We start from the raw sequence: 15,230 nt of genomic DNA on the forward strand, positions 1-15,230 counted from the left end.
GAGCGGTTCGGTCCGGCGCCGAGGGGGCGGGGTTCCGGGGAACGCCGGGTGCGGCGCCGGACCGGCGGCGGACGAGTCGTCCGGCATCGCCGTGAACTGCACTGTTGCACTGACTGAAAAATCAGTCAAGCCGAGAGGAGGGGCGAAGCCCCCGGCCGGGAGCAGTCCGGCCGGGGGCTTCGGGCAGGTGCCGCCGCCGCGGCGGAGCGGGCCCGGACGCTGCGGCGGCGCGCGGGTCCGGCCGGGCGGCGGGCGGGTTCGGGCGTTGCGACCGGTCGGTTCAGCCGTTGCGGCGGTAGTGGTCCACGGACACTCTGACCGGCCCCTCGCTGCCCGCGGTGGAGAGCACCCGGACCACGGCGAGCGACCGGCCGTCGGCGGACCGGACGCAGAAGGCTCCCCGGGGGCCGACGGCGGAGAACGGCACCCGCCCGGTCGGGCGGCTGCTCAGCCCCTTGACGCACTCGGCCACCCCCAGGGCGGCGTCCCGGCCGATGTAGGAGTCGGCGGTCTCCGGGACGAGGAACTCGTTCTCGCCCCGGCCCAGGTACCAGGACACGCTGTCGGCCGGGACCACGCTGCCGGTCGCGAGGTCGAACTCGTAGCCGGCGTCCGACGAGGTCAGCTCGGCCGCCCGGTAGGCGACGGCGTAGTCGGCGCCCGGCGTCGGTGTCGGGGCGGCGGACGGGGTCGGCGCGGACGGGGCCGGTGCGGAGGTGGCCGCCGGTGCGCCGGGTGAGGGGGCGGCGGACACCAGGTCCTCGGAGGTCGCGGCCTCCACCGTCTCCGGGGTGTCCAGCAGCAGCACCGTCGCCGCGGCGCCGACGGTCAGCGCGACGGCGGCGGTCACCGCGGTGCGCCCGAGGCCCCGGCCGCGGCGCGGCTTCGCCCGCGCGCGGTGGCCGTCGGTCGGGTCGTCGGCGAGGACCGCCGGCGCGGCCGCCGTCAGGGTCGCGTCCGGGGGCGGCAGCGTCGGCGCCACCAGGGTCGGGGCCGCCGCCGAGCGCGGGGCGAGCACCGTCAGGGCCTGGTCCGGATCGTCGCCGACGGACCCGCCGACGGACCCGCCGGTGGGTGCGCCGGCCGCCTCGGCCGGTACCTGCGGCAGCTCGGCGTGCCGGTTGATCTGGCTGGTCAGCGGGTGCGGCAGCCAGTCGTCGCCGAACCGCAGGTGCCCGGCGACGGCCGGGTGCTCGCGGACGGCTGCGATCACCTCGGCGGTGCTCGGGCGGTCCTCGGGCCGCTTGGCGAGGCAGCCCAGCAGCAGTCCGCGCAGGCCCTCCGGGACCGGTCCGAGGTCGGGTTCCTCGTGCACGGTCCGGTAGAGCGTCGCCGGGTCCGGGCCGTCCCCGAACGGCGGGGTGCCGGTCGCGACGTGGACGGCCAGGGCGCCGAGCGCGTAGACGTCGGTGGCCGGGGTCGCGGGGCGGCCGGTGGCCTGCTCGGGCGCCATGTAGGCGGGCGAGCCGATGCGCAGGCCGGTGCTGGTGAGCGCCCCCGCGTCGGCCGCCCTGGCGATGCCGAAGTCGATCACCCTGGGGCCGTCGGGGGCGATCAGGACGTTGCCGGGCTTGAGGTCGCGGTGCACCACGCCGGTGGCGTGGATCGCCTGGAGCGCCTCGGCGATGCCGGCGATCAGCAGCAGCACCGTCCGTTCCGGGAGCGGGCCGAAGCGCTGCACCACCTGGTGCAGGGACGGGCCCGGCACATAGGTGGTGGCCAGCCACGGGGTGGCGGCGTCCACGCCCGCGTCGACCAGCTGGGCGGTGAAGAGGCCGTGGATCCGCCGGGCGCTGGCCACCTCGTGGGCGAAGCGGGCCCGGAACTCCGGGTCCTCCGCGAGTTCGGGCCGGACCACCTTGAGGGCGACCGGCCGCCCGCCGGGGGTGTAGGAGAGGTAGACCCGGCCCATGCCGCCGGCGCCGAGCCGGGCGAACAGCCGGTAGCCGCCGACCTCGCGGGGGTCGTCCGGGGTCAGCTCCTGGAAGACCGGCGGCGTGGCGAAGGGGGATCGGTCAGCGGACATGCGGGCTGCCTCTCTCGGCGGGCTGGGCTGGGCGGGGCGGGACGCGGGCGCCCCGCCCCGGCCCGGCCGGGCCCGGGAGCGGGCGCGGTGGGGCACGAGCGGGGCAGGGTCGGACGGGCCGTGGGCCGCACGGGCCGGGGGGTCGGACGGCCCGTGGAAGGGACGTCCGGCCTGCGCGGTGCCGCCGAGTTTAGAGGTTGCGTCAGGATCGACCGAATCCGGCCCCGGCCGCGACCGCCGGAGCGCCGCGGCCGGGCGGGCCGGGCCGGTCCAGTTCCGCCCCGATCGCCCCGCGCAGCAGCAGCCGGGCGTGCTCGACCGGCAGTGAGCCGCTGTGCCAGCGCACGCTGAGGCCCTCGACCAGCGCGGTCAGCCGCTCGGCGGCGGCCGCGTGGGCCGGGGCGGTGCCGCCGGGGTCGGCCCGGGCGAGCAGTTCGGCGACATCGTGCACCCAGGTGTGGGTGGTCCGGGCGAGGTCCTCGCGGAGGTCCGGCTCGAAGACCGCGGTGGCCCTCAACTCGCCCCAGGCGATGCTGTTCTCGCGTACGTCGACGGTGTCCTGGAGCTCCAGCAGCAGCACCTGTTCCAGGTCCGCCCTGGGGTCCTCGGTGCGTGGCGCGGGGTCCGGTTCGGCGGTGTAGTGGTCGGCCCGGTCGCTGATGAAGTCGAGGGTCCGGCGCAGCAGTCCGGCGCGGTCGCTGAAGTGGTAGTAGATGAGCGAGGTGGACACGCCGGCCTCGGCGGCCAGCTCGCCCACCCGCAGTCCGCGGACCCCTCGGCGGGCGATCACGCGGGTGGCGGCTCTGAGAATTTCTGTCCGACGGTCCGACATGGGCGCCCACTCTACGCGTTTCCTGGCCGGTCGGACACGTTCCTGATGATCGTTTCAGGGGAATCGGTAAGCCCCGAAGCAAATGCTTGACTGAATTTTCAGTTCGGTGCAGGATGCGGGGCAACCCCACGGGACCACCCTCCCCACAGGGCAACCCCCACGGGCCCGTCCGCACAGGGCGACCCCCCCACACCTCCCACCTTCTGCCAGGGAGCGCGACATGCCCACCCCCACCCCCTCGCGTCGCGGCCTGCTCCGGTTCGGCGCCGCCGCGGTACCCCTGATCGCCCTCGGTTCCGCCGTCCCGGCCGCCGCCCGGGCGGCCGCCGCACCGGCCTCCGCCGACGCCGTCGCCCCGGCCGACCGGGCCGCCGCGCCGCTGCTGCGGATGCCCGCCGAGTCCGACCGCCACGACCGCACCTTCATGGCCTGGCCGGCCCTGCCCTCGGTCTGGCGGACCCAGCTGTCCGCCGTCCGCGACGACATCGCCAAGCTGGCCCACGAGATCTCCCGCTACGAGCCGGTCGTCGTGGTGGCCCGCCCCGGGCAGGCCGCCGACGCCCGCTACTACTGCGGTCCCGGCGCCTACTACCGGATCACCGTGGTCGAGATCTCCAACGACGACCTCTGGATCCGCGACTTCGGGCCGACCTTCGTGGTCGGACCGGGCGCGATCGCCGGCGTCGACACCAACTTCAACGGCTGGGGCAAGGACGGCACCCCCTACTACCAGCGGTACGCCGAGGACGCCGCGGTCGCCGGCACCCTCCTCGCCGAGTACGGGGTGGACCGGATCCGGGCCCCCTTCGTCGGCGAGGGCGGCGCCCTGGAGACCGACGGCGAGGGCACCCTGCTGGCCACCGTCAGCTCCTGGGTGAACCCCAACCGCAACCCCGGCATGTCCCAGGACGAGGTCGAACGCGCCCTGCGCACCACGCTCGGCATGGACAAGGTCATCTGGCTGGACGGCGTGGCCGGCCAGGACATCACGGACGCCCACATCGACTGCCTGGCCCGCTTCACCGCGCCCGGGCGCGTCCTGCTCGACCGGCCGGGACCCGGCACGGACCAGGTCTGGGTCAAGGTCTACGAGCAGGCCAAGCGGGCCCTGAGCACCGCCACCGACGCCCGCGGCCGCGCGCTGACCGTGGTCGAGCTGCCCGCCCCGGACCGCAAGCGGATCCGCGGCCGCGACCTCGGCAAGGACTTCCTCTCCAGCTACAGCAACTTCTACGTGGCCAACGGCGCCGTGTTCGTCCCCCAGTTCGGCCACGGCGCGGCCGACGCGCGGGCCCGCGCGATCCTCCAGGCCGAGTTCCCGACCCGCGACATCGTCCAGGTCGACATCGACAACATCGCCTCCGGCGGCGGCGGCATCCACTGCGCCACCCAGTCCCAGCCGTCCGTCCCGCCGCTCCGCTGACTCCCCGGCGGCCCGTCCGGTTCCCCACGGAGGCGGGCCGCCGGGGCTCCCCGCCCGCCCGGCAGCGCCGGGCCCGCAGCACCGCTCCCGCAACACCGGTCCCGCAGAGCCGCTCCCGCGGTGCCGGTCCCGCAGTACCAGTCCCGCAGCACCCGGCCGGCCCGCGCACCCGACGTGCCGGGCCCGGCCGGGCCCGAAGAGAACGAGGATCCCCATGACCCACCGCATGCCCGCCGAGTGGACCGAGCACGACGGCTGCCTGATGGCCTGGCCGGTCCGGTCGGACCTCTGGGGCGACAGCCTCGACGAGGTGAAGCGCGAGTACGCGGCCGTCGCCCGGGCCATCGCCGAGTTCGAGCCGGTCACCATGGTGGCCCCGCCCGGCCACGGCGACGAGGCCCGCACCCTGTGCGGCCCGGGCCTGACCGTCGTCGAGATCCCCCAGGACGACTCCTGGTTCCGCGACTCCGCGCCGATCTTCGTCCTGGACGAGGAGGGCCGCCGGGCCGGCGTCGACTTCCGCTTCAACGCCTGGGGCCGCAAGCACCACCCCTGGGACGCCGACGACCGGATCAGCGGCCTGCTGCTGGAGCACCTCGACGTGCCGGCGATCCGCTCCGAGATGATCCTCGAAGGCGGCGCGATCACCGTCGACGGCGAGGGCACGCTGATCACCACCGAGCAGTGCCTGCTCCACCCCAACCGCAACCCCGAGCTGGGCCGCGAGGAGATCGAGGCCGAGCTGAAGGCCCGGCTCGGCGTCACCAAGATCATCTGGCTGCCCTACGGCGGCGCCCTGGACACCGAGACCGACGGCCACGTCGACGGCGTCTGCGCCTTCGCCGCCCCCGGCAAGGTCGTGGTGCAGCTGCCCGCCGACCCCGCGCACCCCGACTACGTGCGGATGCGCGCCAACCGCACGGTGCTGGAGCACTCCACCGACGCCCAGGGCCGCCCGTTCGAGATCGTCGACGTCACCCAGGCCGCCTTCGTCGAGGTGGACGACGTCCGGGTCGAGGTCGGCTACCTGAACTTCTACGTGGCCAACGGCGGTGTCGTCGTCCCCGTCGCCGACCACCCCGAGGACGCCGGCGCGCTCGCCGTGATCGCCGCCGCGTTCCCCGACCGCAAGGTCGTCGGTGTGCGGGCCCGGGTGATCGCCTTCGGCGGCGGCGGTGTCCACTGCATCACCCAGCAGATCCCGGCCGCCCGCGCCTGACCCAGCCAGCGAACGGAGAACCACCCTCATGACTCCCACCGCACCCGCCAGACGCACCCGGACCAGGCGCCCGCTCCTCGCCGCCACCGCGCTGCTCGGCGCCGCCGCCCTGGTCGCCGCCTGCTCGGGACCGCCCCGCGGCGGCTCCGCCGACCGGGCCGACGTCCAGCTGTCGCCCTCCAGCCCGCCGGCCGCCGGGGACATCGACTCCTTCACCTGGGCCACCTACGCGGAGCCGCCCACCCTGGACTACCTCCAGGCCTTCGACTACCCGCAGAACACGGTCCTGTCGAACGTCTGCGAGAGCCTGATGCGCTGGACGCCCCAGCTCACCCTGGCCCCCGGCCTGGCCGAGAAGGCGTCCAACCCCGACCCCACCACCTGGGTCTACGACCTGCGCTCCGGCGTGCACTTCCACGACGGCTCGGTGATGACAGCCGAGGACGTCGTGTACAGCCTCGGCCGGCAGATGAACCCCGACAACGCGGCGGCCTGGGCGCAGTCCTTCCAGAACGTCGACACCGTCACCGCGACCGGCCCGCTCCAGGTCACCGTCAAGCTCAAGCGGCCCGACTCGCAGTTCCCGCAGTACATGGCCACCGCCGCCGGCACCGTCGCCGCCAAGGCCGGGGTCGAGGCCGCCGGCCGGGACTACGGCACCAGCGGGAGCCTCGACTGCACCGGCCCGTTCAAGCTCGGCAGCTGGACCAAGGGCCAGTCGATCGAACTCCAGCGCTTCGACGGCTACTGGGGCAACCGGGCCAAGGCCGGCAAGGTCTTCGTCCGCTTCCTCACCGACCCCTCCGCGCGCACCAACGCCATGCTCAGCGGCGAGGTCGACGGCGGCTACCTGATCCCCACCGAGAGCTACGACCGGCTCCGCAACGGCGGCACCGGCACCCTGTACTTCGGCGAGGGCCTCAGCACCGTCAACCTCAACGTCACCAGCATGGACGGCCCGCTCGGCGATCTCCGGGTCCGCCAGGCGCTGTCGCTGGCCCTCGACCGCACCGGCTTCGTCCGCACCGGCCTCGCCGGCGCCGGCACCGTCACCGGCTCGCTCACCACCAGGGCCGCCTGGGGCACGCTGCCCGAGGACGTGCGCGCCACCGCGTTCGCCCACCTCACCCCCACCACCCAGGACATCGAGCGGGCCAAGGCCCTGGTCAAGGAGGCCGGTGCCAGCGGCCGGACCCTCACCGTCGCCACCAGCAGCATCGGCCAGGACGTCTCGCTGCTCGCCACCGCCGTCCAGTCCGCCGGCGCCCGGATCGGCCTCAACATCCAGTTGCGGACCATCGCCCCGAACGCCTTCACCTCGCTGTTCACCGACCCCAAGGCGCGCGAGGGCCTGGACATGTTCCCGGAGACGTACTACGACTCCATCACCGACCCGCTCGACCTGCTCGCCAACTTCCGCACCGGCGCCTACCAGAACTTCGCCGGCTACAGCGACCCGGCCTACGACGAGCTGGTCGACAAGGCCTCGGCCGAGTACGACCCGGCCAAGCGCGGCGCGATCGAGGCGCAGCTCCAGCAGACCGCCTCCGAGAAGCTGCTGTGGATCCCGGTCGCCGAGTGGCCCACCGCCGTCTTCCTGAACAAGCGCATCACCGGCGCCCCGACCACCATCTCCTACCTGTACTACCCGTGGGCCGCCGACGTGGGGGCCGCGCGGTGACCTTCCTGCGATTCGCCGTCCGACGGCTGGTCGAGATGGCCGTCACCCTGCTCGGCGCCTCCTTCGTCGTCTTCGGGGCGATGTACCTGGCGCCGGGCAGCCCGGCGAGCTTCCTGCTGTCCGGGCGCTCGGCCTCCCCGGCCGCCCTGCAGGCGATCAACGAGCAGTACCACCTGGACGACCCCTTCCTGGTGCGCTACCTCCGCTGGCTCGGCCAGGTGGTGCAGGGCGACTTCGGCCGCTCGCTCACCTACCGCACCGACGTGTCGGGCCTGCTCGCCGACCGCCTGCCCGCCACCCTGCTGCTGGTGGCCATGGCCCTGCTGGTGGTCGTCGTGATCGGCCTGGTGCTCGGCTGGGTCGGCGCCGTCCGCGGCGGCGCGACCGACTCCGCGATCCTGGTCACCACCACCCTCGCCGTCGGCACCCCGTCCTTCGTCGCCGCGGTGCTGCTCCAGGGCCTGTTCGCGGTCAAGCTGGGCTGGTTCCCCAGCAGCGGCGCGGGCGACGGCCTGCTCGACATGGTCTGGCACCTCACCCTGCCCGCGATCGCCCTCGCGCTCTACCTGATCGGCATGCTCGCCCGGGTCACCCGCTCGGCGATGCTGGACGCCCTGGAGGGCGAGCACGTCACCGTCGCCCGCAGCCGGGGCGTGCCCGAGCGCGAGGTGATCCGCCGGCACGTGTTCCGCAACTCGCTGGGCACCGTGCTCACCACCGGCGGCCTGATCGTCTCCACCCTGCTGGTCTGCACGATCCTGGTGGAGTCCGCGTTCAGTGTCGGCGGCCTCGGCCAGCTCCTCGAACTGTCCACCACCACCAAGGACTTCCCGACCGTCCAGGCCATCTCCCTGATCATCGTGGCCCTGTTCATGACGGTGAACCTGCTCGTCGACCTGCTCCACCCGCTCGTCGACCCCCGGGTCACCCTCGGCTCCAGGAGGTCCGACGCATGAGTGTCGCCCTCGCCCGGCGGCCCGGCCTCGCCCGGGTCAAGTCCGCCCGCGCCCCGCTCTACCGGATCTGCCTCGGCCTCGCCGCCCTGGTCGTGCTCGCCGCGCTGCTCGCCCCCTGGCTGGCACCCGACGACCCGAACGCCGTCGACCTCGGCAACGCCCTCGCCGGTCCCTCCGCCGACCACCTGCTCGGCGTGGACGCGGCCGGCCGCGACACCCTCGCCCGGCTGCTGATCGGCGCCCGCACCTCGCTGCTCGGGCCGCTCGGCGTGGTCGTCTTCTCCACCGTCGCCGGTGTCGCCGTCGGCCTCCTGGCGGGCTGGCGCGGCGGCTGGATCGACTCCGTGCTGTCCCGCAGCACCGAACTCGTCTTCGCCTTCCCCGGCATGCTGCTCGCCATCCTGATCGTCGCCGTCTACGGCGAGGGCCTGATGGCCCCCGTCGTCGCCCTCGCGATCGCCTACCTGCCCTACGTCTCCCGCCTGACCCGCTCCCTGGTGCTGGCCGAACGCATGCGGCCCTACGTCTCCGCCTACCAGGTCCAGGGCCACTCGGCCGTCCAGATCTGCCTGCGGCACGTCCTGCCCAACATCGCGCCGATCGTGCTCGCCCAGTCCACCGTCAACTTCGGATACGCCCTCATGGACCTGGCCGGCCTGTCCTTCCTCGGACTCGGCGTCCCCGCCCTCACCCCCGACTGGGGCCGCATGGTCTTCGACGGCCAGACCGCGATCCAGCACGGCTACCCGCTCTCCGCGATCCTGCCCTGCGTCCTCATCGTGCTCACCGTCGTCGCCTTCAACGTCGTCGGCGAGCGCTGGGCCGACCAGGTCGCCCGGAGGACCCCGTGAACGCCCTCGACGTCCGGGAGCTGCGTCTGCGCCTGCCCGGCACCGCCCGCCCGGTGCTCGACGGGGTCGACCTCACCGTCGCCCCCGGCGAGACCGTCGCCCTGGTCGGCGAGTCCGGCTCCGGCAAGTCCCTCACCTCGCGCGCCGCCCTCGGCCTGCTGCCGCCCGGCGCCGTCCCCACCGGCGAGGTCCTCGTCGACGGCCGGGACGTCCTCACCATGGACGCCGCCCGGCTGCGCGAACTGCGCACCGGCCGGGCCGCGATGGTCTTCCAGGACCCTCGGGCGGCCGTCAACCCGCTGCGCCGGATCGGCGACTTCCTCACCGAGAGCGTCCGCCTCACCGGCACCATGAGCGCCGCCGACGCGGACCGGCGCGCCGTCGAACTCCTCGACGCCGTCGGCCTCGGGCCCGAGCTGATGCGCCGCTACCCCGGCCAGCTCTCCGGCGGCATGCTGCAACGCGTCATGATCGCCGCCGCCCTGATGGGCGACCCGGTCCTGCTGCTCGCCGACGAGCCCACCACCGCGCTCGACGTGACCAGCCAGGCCGAGGTCATCGCCCTGCTGGACCGGCTGCGCGAACGCTTCGGCACCGGCCTGCTGTTCGTCACCCACGACCTGGGCCTCGCCGCCGCCATCAGCGACCGGGTCTACGTGATGTACGCCGGGCGGATCGTCGAGTCCGGCCCCGCCGAGGCCCTGTTCGAAGCACCCCGCCACCCCTACACCGCGGCGCTGCTCTCCTCCACCCCGCGGCTGGACGGCCCGACCGGCCGCCTCGCCGCCATCGACGGCCAGCCGCCGGACCTGCGGCAGGAGCTCACCGGCTGCGCGTTCGCGGCCCGCTGCCGGTACGCGACCGACACCTGCCGGGAGGAGGCCCCCGTGCTGCGCCCGGCCCCCGGGCGGCCCGGGCAGCCGGCCGCCTGCCACCACCCGCTCGAAGGGAGCCCCGCCGATGTCTGAGGCAGCCACCGGCACCGCCCTGCCGGGCCTCGCGGCGGACACCGCCGCGCTGGAGGTCACCGGCCTGTGCCGGACCTTCGGCGCCGTCCGGGCCGTGGACGAGGTCTCCTTCACCCTCCCCGCCGGCGGCTCGCTCGGCATTGTCGGCGAGTCCGGCTCCGGCAAGACCACCACCGCCCGGATCGTCGTCGGCCTCGAACGGGCCGACGCGGGCCGGGTCCTGGTGAAGGGCCGGGCCCGCACCGGCGGCGCCCGGGGCAAGGCCGAACGCCTCGCCCGGGCCCGCGAGGTCCAGATGGTCTTCCAGGACCCGTACCTCTCGCTGGACCCGCGCACCAGCGTCGAGGCCGCCCTGCGGGAGACCCTGCGGCTGCACTTCCCCGGCACCGACCACCCGGCCCGGATCAAGGAACTCCTCGACCAGGTCGGCCTCGGCACCCGGGCCGCCGAGGCGCTGCCCCGGCAGCTCTCCGGCGGCCAGCGCCAGCGCGTCGCCATCGCCCGGGCGCTGGCCGTCCAGCCGGCCGTCCTGGTGCTGGACGAGGCGGTCGCCGCGCTGGACGTCTCGGTCCAGGCCCAGGTGCTCAACCTGCTCGCCGACATCCGCGAACAGACCGGCATCGGCTACCTGTTCATCACCCACGACCTCGGTGTGGTGCGGTGCGTCACCGACGAGGTCGTGGTCATGCGGCACGGACGGATCGTCGAGGCCGGCCCCACCGCCGAGGTCCTCGACGACCCGCGGCACGCCTACACCCGGCTGCTGCTGGAGTCCGTGCCCCGGCCCGGCTGGGATCCCGACCGGATCGCCGCCGCGCGCCGCGCCCTGTGAGCCCCCCGGCCCGGCAGCCGCTCGGGGTCTGCCGGGCCGGGGTCCCGTCCCCTTCCGGGGGCCGACGGTGGCGGGCCCGGGATTCACCCCGATGGCGGGTACCTGCCGCAGCCGGTCCTGACCCGGCTTTCAGTAGCGTGCGGGACCGTACCCCCTCAGGCACCTACCGGAACGAGGCCCCATGGCTCACCCGGCCCACCCGGCTCACCCCGGGCCGTCCCGCCGTTCGCTGCTGCGCTCCGGGACGGCGCTCGCCGCCCTCGCCCTGACCGCCGGCTGCTCCTCCGACAGCGGCGACGAGCAGCCGCCGAGCCCCGCCGGCACCGCCTCGGCCCCCGCGCCGTCCGCCTCCGGCAGCCCGAGTGCCGCGGCCGCCCGCGCGATGCCGGCCGAGTCGGCCCCGCACACCCGCACCTTCATGGCCTGGCCGGCCCTGGAGGAGGTGTGGGGCGACCAACTGTCCGGCGTCCGGGAGGACATCGCCGGGCTGGCCCGCGCCGTCGCCGGCTTCGAGCCGGTGGTGCTGCTGGCCCGCCCCGACCAGGCCGAGCAGGCCCGGCAGGCCTGCGGCTCCACCGTCGAGGTGCTGGAGCTGATGGTCGACGACCTGTGGGCCCGCGACACCGGCCCGACCTTCGTCACCGGCCCGCAGGGGCTCGCCGGGGTCGACCTCAACTTCAACGGCTGGGGCAACAAGCAGACCCACGCCAACGACAGCCAGGTCGCCCGCAACGTCCTCGACCACTACGGCGTCCCGCGGATCCAGGCGCCGATCACCGGCGAGGGCGGCGGCATCGAGGTGGACGGCGAGGGCACCCTGATGGCGACCGAGAGCTCCTGGGTCAACCCCAACCGCAACCCCGGCAAGAGCCGGGACCAGATCGAGGCGGCCTTCAAGGACCTGTTCGGCGTCAGCACCGTGCTGTGGTTCCAGGGCGTCGCCGGGCAGGACATCACGGACTGCCACATCGACGCCCTGGCCCGGTTCGCCGAGCCCGGCACCGTCGTCATCCACCGCCCAGGCCCGGACACCCCGCCGGACATCTGGACCACCGCCTCCGACCAGGCCCTCCAGGTCCTCGCCTCGGCGAAGGACGCCCGGGGCCGCACCCTCAAGGTGGTCGACCTCCCCGAGCCCGACATCGACCTGATCCCCGGCGCCGGGAAGGACTTCCTCGCCACCTACCTCAACTACTACGTCTGCAACGGCGGCGTGATCGTGCCGCGCTTCGGCGACCAGGCCGCCGACGACCGGGCCGCCGGGATCATCGGCGACCTCCACCCCGGTCGGAAGGTCTCCCAGGTGTCCATCAACCACATCGCCTCCGGCGGCGGGGGCATCCACTGCGCCACCCAGCAGCAGCCCGTCGCCCCCGGCACCAGCCCGACGTGAGCGGGCGCAGGCTGCGGGACCGGCGCTTCCTCCTCGTCCTGCTGATCCTCGCGGTGCTGTGCTCGGCCGGCATCGCCCTGTACCTCAACGAGCGCAACACCCGCCAGCAGACCCGGGAACTCTCCCTCCCCGGCACCGGCGACTGGGTCGAACTCGACGTCACCTCCCAGGACATCGACGCCGCCGGCGGCGAGATGACGCTCTACGTGGTGCCCGTCCCGCACGGCACCCTGGCCCAGGACCCGGAGTCCGGCACCTTCACCCGCCGGGTCGACATCACCGTCCGCGCCACGACCCGCACCGAGCTGCGGGCCGACCCGGGGGAGGCGGCGACACCCAAGCCGGTGTCGGCCAACCTCTACGACGGCACCCCGACCGACTACCCCTTCGACCGCTACCGCTTCGAGGTGCTGTTCTCGGCCGCGGACGCCACCGGCGCCGTCCCGGTCGGGGTGGTGTTCGGCGACGCCGACCCGTTCTTCGTCGTCCGGCCGACCGGCACCCCGTACGGGGCGGAGGGCACGGTGTTCGAGGGGCGGGTGAGCAGGGCGCGGAGCACCTTCATCCTGGCCTGGTTCATGATCGCGGCGATGTGGGCGCTCGCGCTGGCGGTGCTGGCCGGGGCGGAGGTGCTCTACCGGGGCCGGCAGGGCATGGTGTGGCCCTCGCTGGGGTGGATGGCGGCGACCCTGTTCGCGCTGATCGGCATGCGCAACGCGGCGCCCGGTACGCCGCCGATCGGCTCGCTGATCGACTACGTGGCCTTCTTCTGGGCGGAGGGCATCATCGCGGCGTGCCTGGTGGTGACGGTGGTCTCGGGCAGCCGGGTCGAGCACCGAAAACGGGTCGAGGCCGACGGGGCGGCCGGGGCGGGGCCGTGACGGGCGGGCTACCGGGCCCTCACGGCCGCTGGGGTCCGACGGTCGAGGCCAGCGAGTCCAGCAGGGTGCGCAGCACCCGTGCGGCGTCCACCGTCCCGTCCAGCGAGCCGATGGCGGCGATGCCGTCCACGGCGGCGGCGAAGGCCTCGCCGAGCGGGGCGGGGTCGGTGTCGCCGCCGCGCTCGTCCACGAGGGCCCGGAACAGCCGGACGAAGCAGGACCGCCACCGCCCGTACTCGGCCTCCAGGGCGACCCGGACCCGTTCGTCGTTGAGGGCGAGCCAGTGCAGCGCGGCGTGCAGCCGGGCGAGGTCGGGGCTCTCGGGGCGGGTGAGCAGGGTCAGCACGCGTTCGGCCCGCTCGGCGTAGCCGCCCGGGCCGGCCACGGCCTCCTCCAGCGGAGTGATCCACTCGGGCCTGATGTCCGCGACCACGGCCACGATCAGGTCGGTGCGGTCGGCGAAGTGGTAGTGGCACATCCCGTGCGAGACCCCGGACAGCGCGGCCACGTTGCGGGTGGTGAACCGGCCCGCCTCGCCGCCCGCGAGCAGGATCCGGGCCGCCGCGATCAGCCGGGCCCGGGTCTGCTCGCCCTTGGCCGAGGTCCGGGCGCGGCCGGTGCCGGCCGGGCGCGGGGCGGTCGCGCCCTTGGCGGTGCCGGTGACCGCGTCCTGGGTGGTGGCCGGGTCCGCGCCCGTCGCCTGTGTCGCCATGGCGGTCACTGTAACGACTGCCGGGGCCGGGGGAGGGGCCAAAGCTGCGCAAAGTATTGACCGAGCGCTTGGTCAGTTCTACCTTTTCGGTCAACTGCTCGACGAGCAGGGCACCTTGACCCGGAGGTAGAGATGAACGACCGCTCCAGATCCGACAGAGCGACCGGCGGACCGACCGACGCGAGCACCGCCGACAGCCTCGACCGCCGCCGGTTCCTGGCCGTCGCGGGCCTGGCCGCCGCCGGCACCGCGCTCACCGTCGCCACCGGCGGGTCGGCCGCCGCAGCCGCCGGCCGCAGCAGCGCCGGGGCGGACCGGGCCGCGGCCGCGGCCGGTTTCCGGGTGCCGATCGACACCCTGCGCCACACCCGTACCTGGATGGCCTGGCCGGACAGCACCAGCATCTGGCGCAACAAGCTCGCCGGCGTCCAGTCGGACATCGCGCTGATCGCCAAGACGATCGCGAAGTACGAGCCGGTGACCATGTGCGCCAACCCGGCCAGCGTCGCCAAGGCCCGTTCGATGTGCGGCTCGGCGGTCACCGTGATCGGGGACATCCCGGTCGACGACTGCTGGATGCGGGACACCGGCCCGGTCTTCCGCACGGACGGCGCCGGCGGCCTGGACACCATCGGCCTCAACTTCAACGGCTGGGGCAACCACCAGACCCACGCCAACGACTCGCTGGTCGCCGGACGGGTCGCCGCCTACCTGGGCCTGCCGTTCACCGCCGCCGGGCTGGTCGCCGAGGGCGGCGCGGTGGAGGCCGACGGGGCCGGCACCCTGATGGCCACCCGGAGCAGCATCCTCAACTCCAACCGCAACCCCGGCAAGTCCCAGGCCCAGGTCGAGAGCGCGCTGTGCGCCGCCTTCGGCGCCTCCAAGGTGATCTGGTTCGCGGGCATCGCCGGCCAGGACATCACCGACGACCACGTGGACGCCACCTCCCGCTACCTCGGCGGCACCACGGGCGTGGTCCAGATGCCGCTGGCGGGCGACACCGACGCCTGGTCCCAGGACGCGCGCCAGCAGTACCAGATCCTCTCGGCCGCCACCAACGCCCAGGGGCAGCGGTACACGGTCAGCCAGATCCAGGGACCCAACTACAACCTCATCCGCTCCACCGACCCGAACTTCGTCGGCTCCTACGCCAACTACTACCTGTGCAACAACGCGGTGATCTCCGCCCAGTTCGGCGACACCCGGGCCGACAGCGCGGCGAAGGCCACCCTCGCCCGCCTGTTCCCCGGTCGCACCGTCGAGCAGCTCAACATCGACCGCCTCGGGGCGGGCGGCGGCGGGATCCACTGCGTCACCCAGCAGCAGCCCGCCGTGTGAGGGGCACCGCGCAGGGCCGGTGCGTGACGGCCCTCGGGTGCGTGCTGCCCCGCGACTGCCCTCGTGCGGCAGCATCTGCGTGACTGCACCTGCGTGACTGCACCTGTGCGACAGCGGT

General features: G+C 74.4%; 13 protein-coding genes. 10 read left to right on the forward strand and 3 right to left on the reverse strand.

Translation table 11 applies throughout. The features are described from left to right. Positions 1–280: 280 nt before the first annotated feature. Together ACW14Y_RS35050 and ACW14Y_RS35055 are read right to left on the reverse strand one after the other, a co-directional pair. Positions 281–2,026, reverse strand: coding sequence for a serine/threonine-protein kinase (locus ACW14Y_RS35050; RefSeq protein WP_456984749.1), 1,746 nt, complete (start codon positions 2,024–2,026; stop codon positions 281–283). Between the two features lie 202 nt (positions 2,027–2,228). Further along, positions 2,229–2,858 (reverse strand): TetR/AcrR family transcriptional regulator, encoded by a 630-nt coding sequence (locus ACW14Y_RS35055; RefSeq protein WP_380387966.1) that lies wholly within the window; start codon positions 2,856–2,858, stop codon positions 2,229–2,231. Positions 2,859–3,078: 220 nt separating this feature from the next. Between ACW14Y_RS35055 and ACW14Y_RS35060 the strand changes: the two genes are divergently transcribed. From ACW14Y_RS35060 to ACW14Y_RS35100, 9 genes are all read left to right on the forward strand, one after another. After that, on the forward strand, positions 3,079–4,281 hold the full coding sequence (locus tag ACW14Y_RS35060; RefSeq protein ID WP_380435463.1) for an agmatine deiminase family protein: 1,203 nt from the start codon (positions 3,079–3,081) through the stop codon (positions 4,279–4,281). 214 nt (positions 4,282–4,495) lie between these two features. Beyond that, complete coding sequence (locus tag ACW14Y_RS35065) at positions 4,496–5,500, forward strand: agmatine deiminase family protein (protein WP_266314490.1); 1,005 nt, start codon at positions 4,496–4,498, stop codon at positions 5,498–5,500. A gap of 28 nt (positions 5,501–5,528) precedes the next feature. Continuing rightward, on the forward strand, positions 5,529–7,181 hold the full coding sequence (locus tag ACW14Y_RS35070; RefSeq protein ID WP_380435467.1) for an ABC transporter substrate-binding protein: 1,653 nt from the start codon (positions 5,529–5,531) through the stop codon (positions 7,179–7,181). Then, complete coding sequence (locus ACW14Y_RS35075) at positions 7,178–8,137, forward strand: ABC transporter permease (protein ID WP_380300189.1); 960 nt, start codon at positions 7,178–7,180, stop codon at positions 8,135–8,137. The genes ACW14Y_RS35070 and ACW14Y_RS35075 overlap by 4 nt, the downstream gene beginning before the upstream one ends. Then, on the forward strand, positions 8,134–8,988 hold the full coding sequence (locus tag ACW14Y_RS35080; RefSeq protein WP_380300190.1) for an ABC transporter permease: 855 nt from the start codon (positions 8,134–8,136) through the stop codon (positions 8,986–8,988). The genes ACW14Y_RS35075 and ACW14Y_RS35080 overlap by 4 nt, the downstream gene beginning before the upstream one ends. Further along, entirely contained in the window at positions 8,985–9,956 is a 972-nt protein-coding gene (locus tag ACW14Y_RS35085) for an ABC transporter ATP-binding protein (protein ID WP_380300191.1), read from the forward strand. The genes ACW14Y_RS35080 and ACW14Y_RS35085 overlap by 4 nt, the downstream gene beginning before the upstream one ends. Beyond that, positions 9,949–10,788 carry an ABC transporter ATP-binding protein gene (locus tag ACW14Y_RS35090; protein WP_380387962.1) on the forward strand — a complete coding sequence of 280 codons (840 nt, stop codon included), beginning with the start codon at positions 9,949–9,951 and terminating at the stop codon, positions 10,786–10,788. The genes ACW14Y_RS35085 and ACW14Y_RS35090 overlap by 8 nt, the downstream gene beginning before the upstream one ends. A 181-nt stretch (positions 10,789–10,969) precedes the next feature. Continuing rightward, entirely contained in the window at positions 10,970–12,181 is a 1,212-nt protein-coding gene (locus ACW14Y_RS35095) for an agmatine deiminase family protein (RefSeq protein ID WP_456984750.1), read from the forward strand. Continuing rightward, the gene (locus ACW14Y_RS35100) at positions 12,178–13,062 is read left to right on the forward strand and encodes a DUF4436 family protein (protein ID WP_380300194.1); all 885 of its coding nucleotides are present in this window, start codon (positions 12,178–12,180) and stop codon (positions 13,060–13,062) included. Before ACW14Y_RS35095 ends, ACW14Y_RS35100 begins: the two co-directional genes overlap by 4 nt. A gap of 19 nt (positions 13,063–13,081) precedes the next feature. On the opposite strand, the gene ACW14Y_RS35105 is transcribed toward ACW14Y_RS35100, so the two are convergent. Continuing rightward, the gene (locus ACW14Y_RS35105; protein WP_456984751.1) at positions 13,082–13,774 is read right to left on the reverse strand and encodes a TetR/AcrR family transcriptional regulator; all 693 of its coding nucleotides are present in this window, start codon (positions 13,772–13,774) and stop codon (positions 13,082–13,084) included. Positions 13,775–13,906: 132 nt separating this feature from the next. Here ACW14Y_RS35105 and ACW14Y_RS35110 point away from each other — a divergent pair, with 132 nt between their 5' ends. Beyond that, a complete protein-coding gene (locus ACW14Y_RS35110) occupies positions 13,907–15,112 on the forward strand; it encodes an agmatine deiminase family protein (RefSeq protein ID WP_380387958.1) in 1,206 nt (401 codons plus the stop codon). Positions 15,113–15,230: the final 118 nt, after the last annotated feature.

Source organism: Kitasatospora sp. cg17-2 (assembly GCF_054031055.1).

Bases quoted from the DNA above. Each gene is read 5' to 3' on its own strand.
- ACW14Y_RS35050 (WP_456984749.1), bottom strand. From the start codon at position 2,026: ATGTCCGCTGACCGATCCCCCTTCGCCACGCCGCCGGTCTTCCAGGAG.
- ACW14Y_RS35055 (WP_380387966.1), bottom strand. From the start codon at position 2,858: ATGTCGGACCGTCGGACAGAAATTCTCAGAGCCGCCACCCGCGTGATC.
- ACW14Y_RS35060 (WP_380435463.1), top strand. From the start codon at position 3,079: ATGCCCACCCCCACCCCCTCGCGTCGCGGCCTGCTCCGGTTCGGCGCC.
- ACW14Y_RS35065 (WP_266314490.1), top strand. From the start codon at position 4,496: ATGACCCACCGCATGCCCGCCGAGTGGACCGAGCACGACGGCTGCCTG.
- ACW14Y_RS35070 (WP_380435467.1), top strand. From the start codon at position 5,529: ATGACTCCCACCGCACCCGCCAGACGCACCCGGACCAGGCGCCCGCTC.
- ACW14Y_RS35080 (WP_380300190.1), top strand. From the start codon at position 8,134: ATGAGTGTCGCCCTCGCCCGGCGGCCCGGCCTCGCCCGGGTCAAGTCC.
- ACW14Y_RS35090 (WP_380387962.1), top strand. From the start codon at position 9,949: ATGTCTGAGGCAGCCACCGGCACCGCCCTGCCGGGCCTCGCGGCGGAC.
- ACW14Y_RS35095 (WP_456984750.1), top strand. From the start codon at position 10,970: ATGGCTCACCCGGCCCACCCGGCTCACCCCGGGCCGTCCCGCCGTTCG.
- ACW14Y_RS35105 (WP_456984751.1), bottom strand. From the start codon at position 13,774: ATGGCGACACAGGCGACGGGCGCGGACCCGGCCACCACCCAGGACGCG.
- ACW14Y_RS35110 (WP_380387958.1), top strand. From the start codon at position 13,907: ATGAACGACCGCTCCAGATCCGACAGAGCGACCGGCGGACCGACCGAC.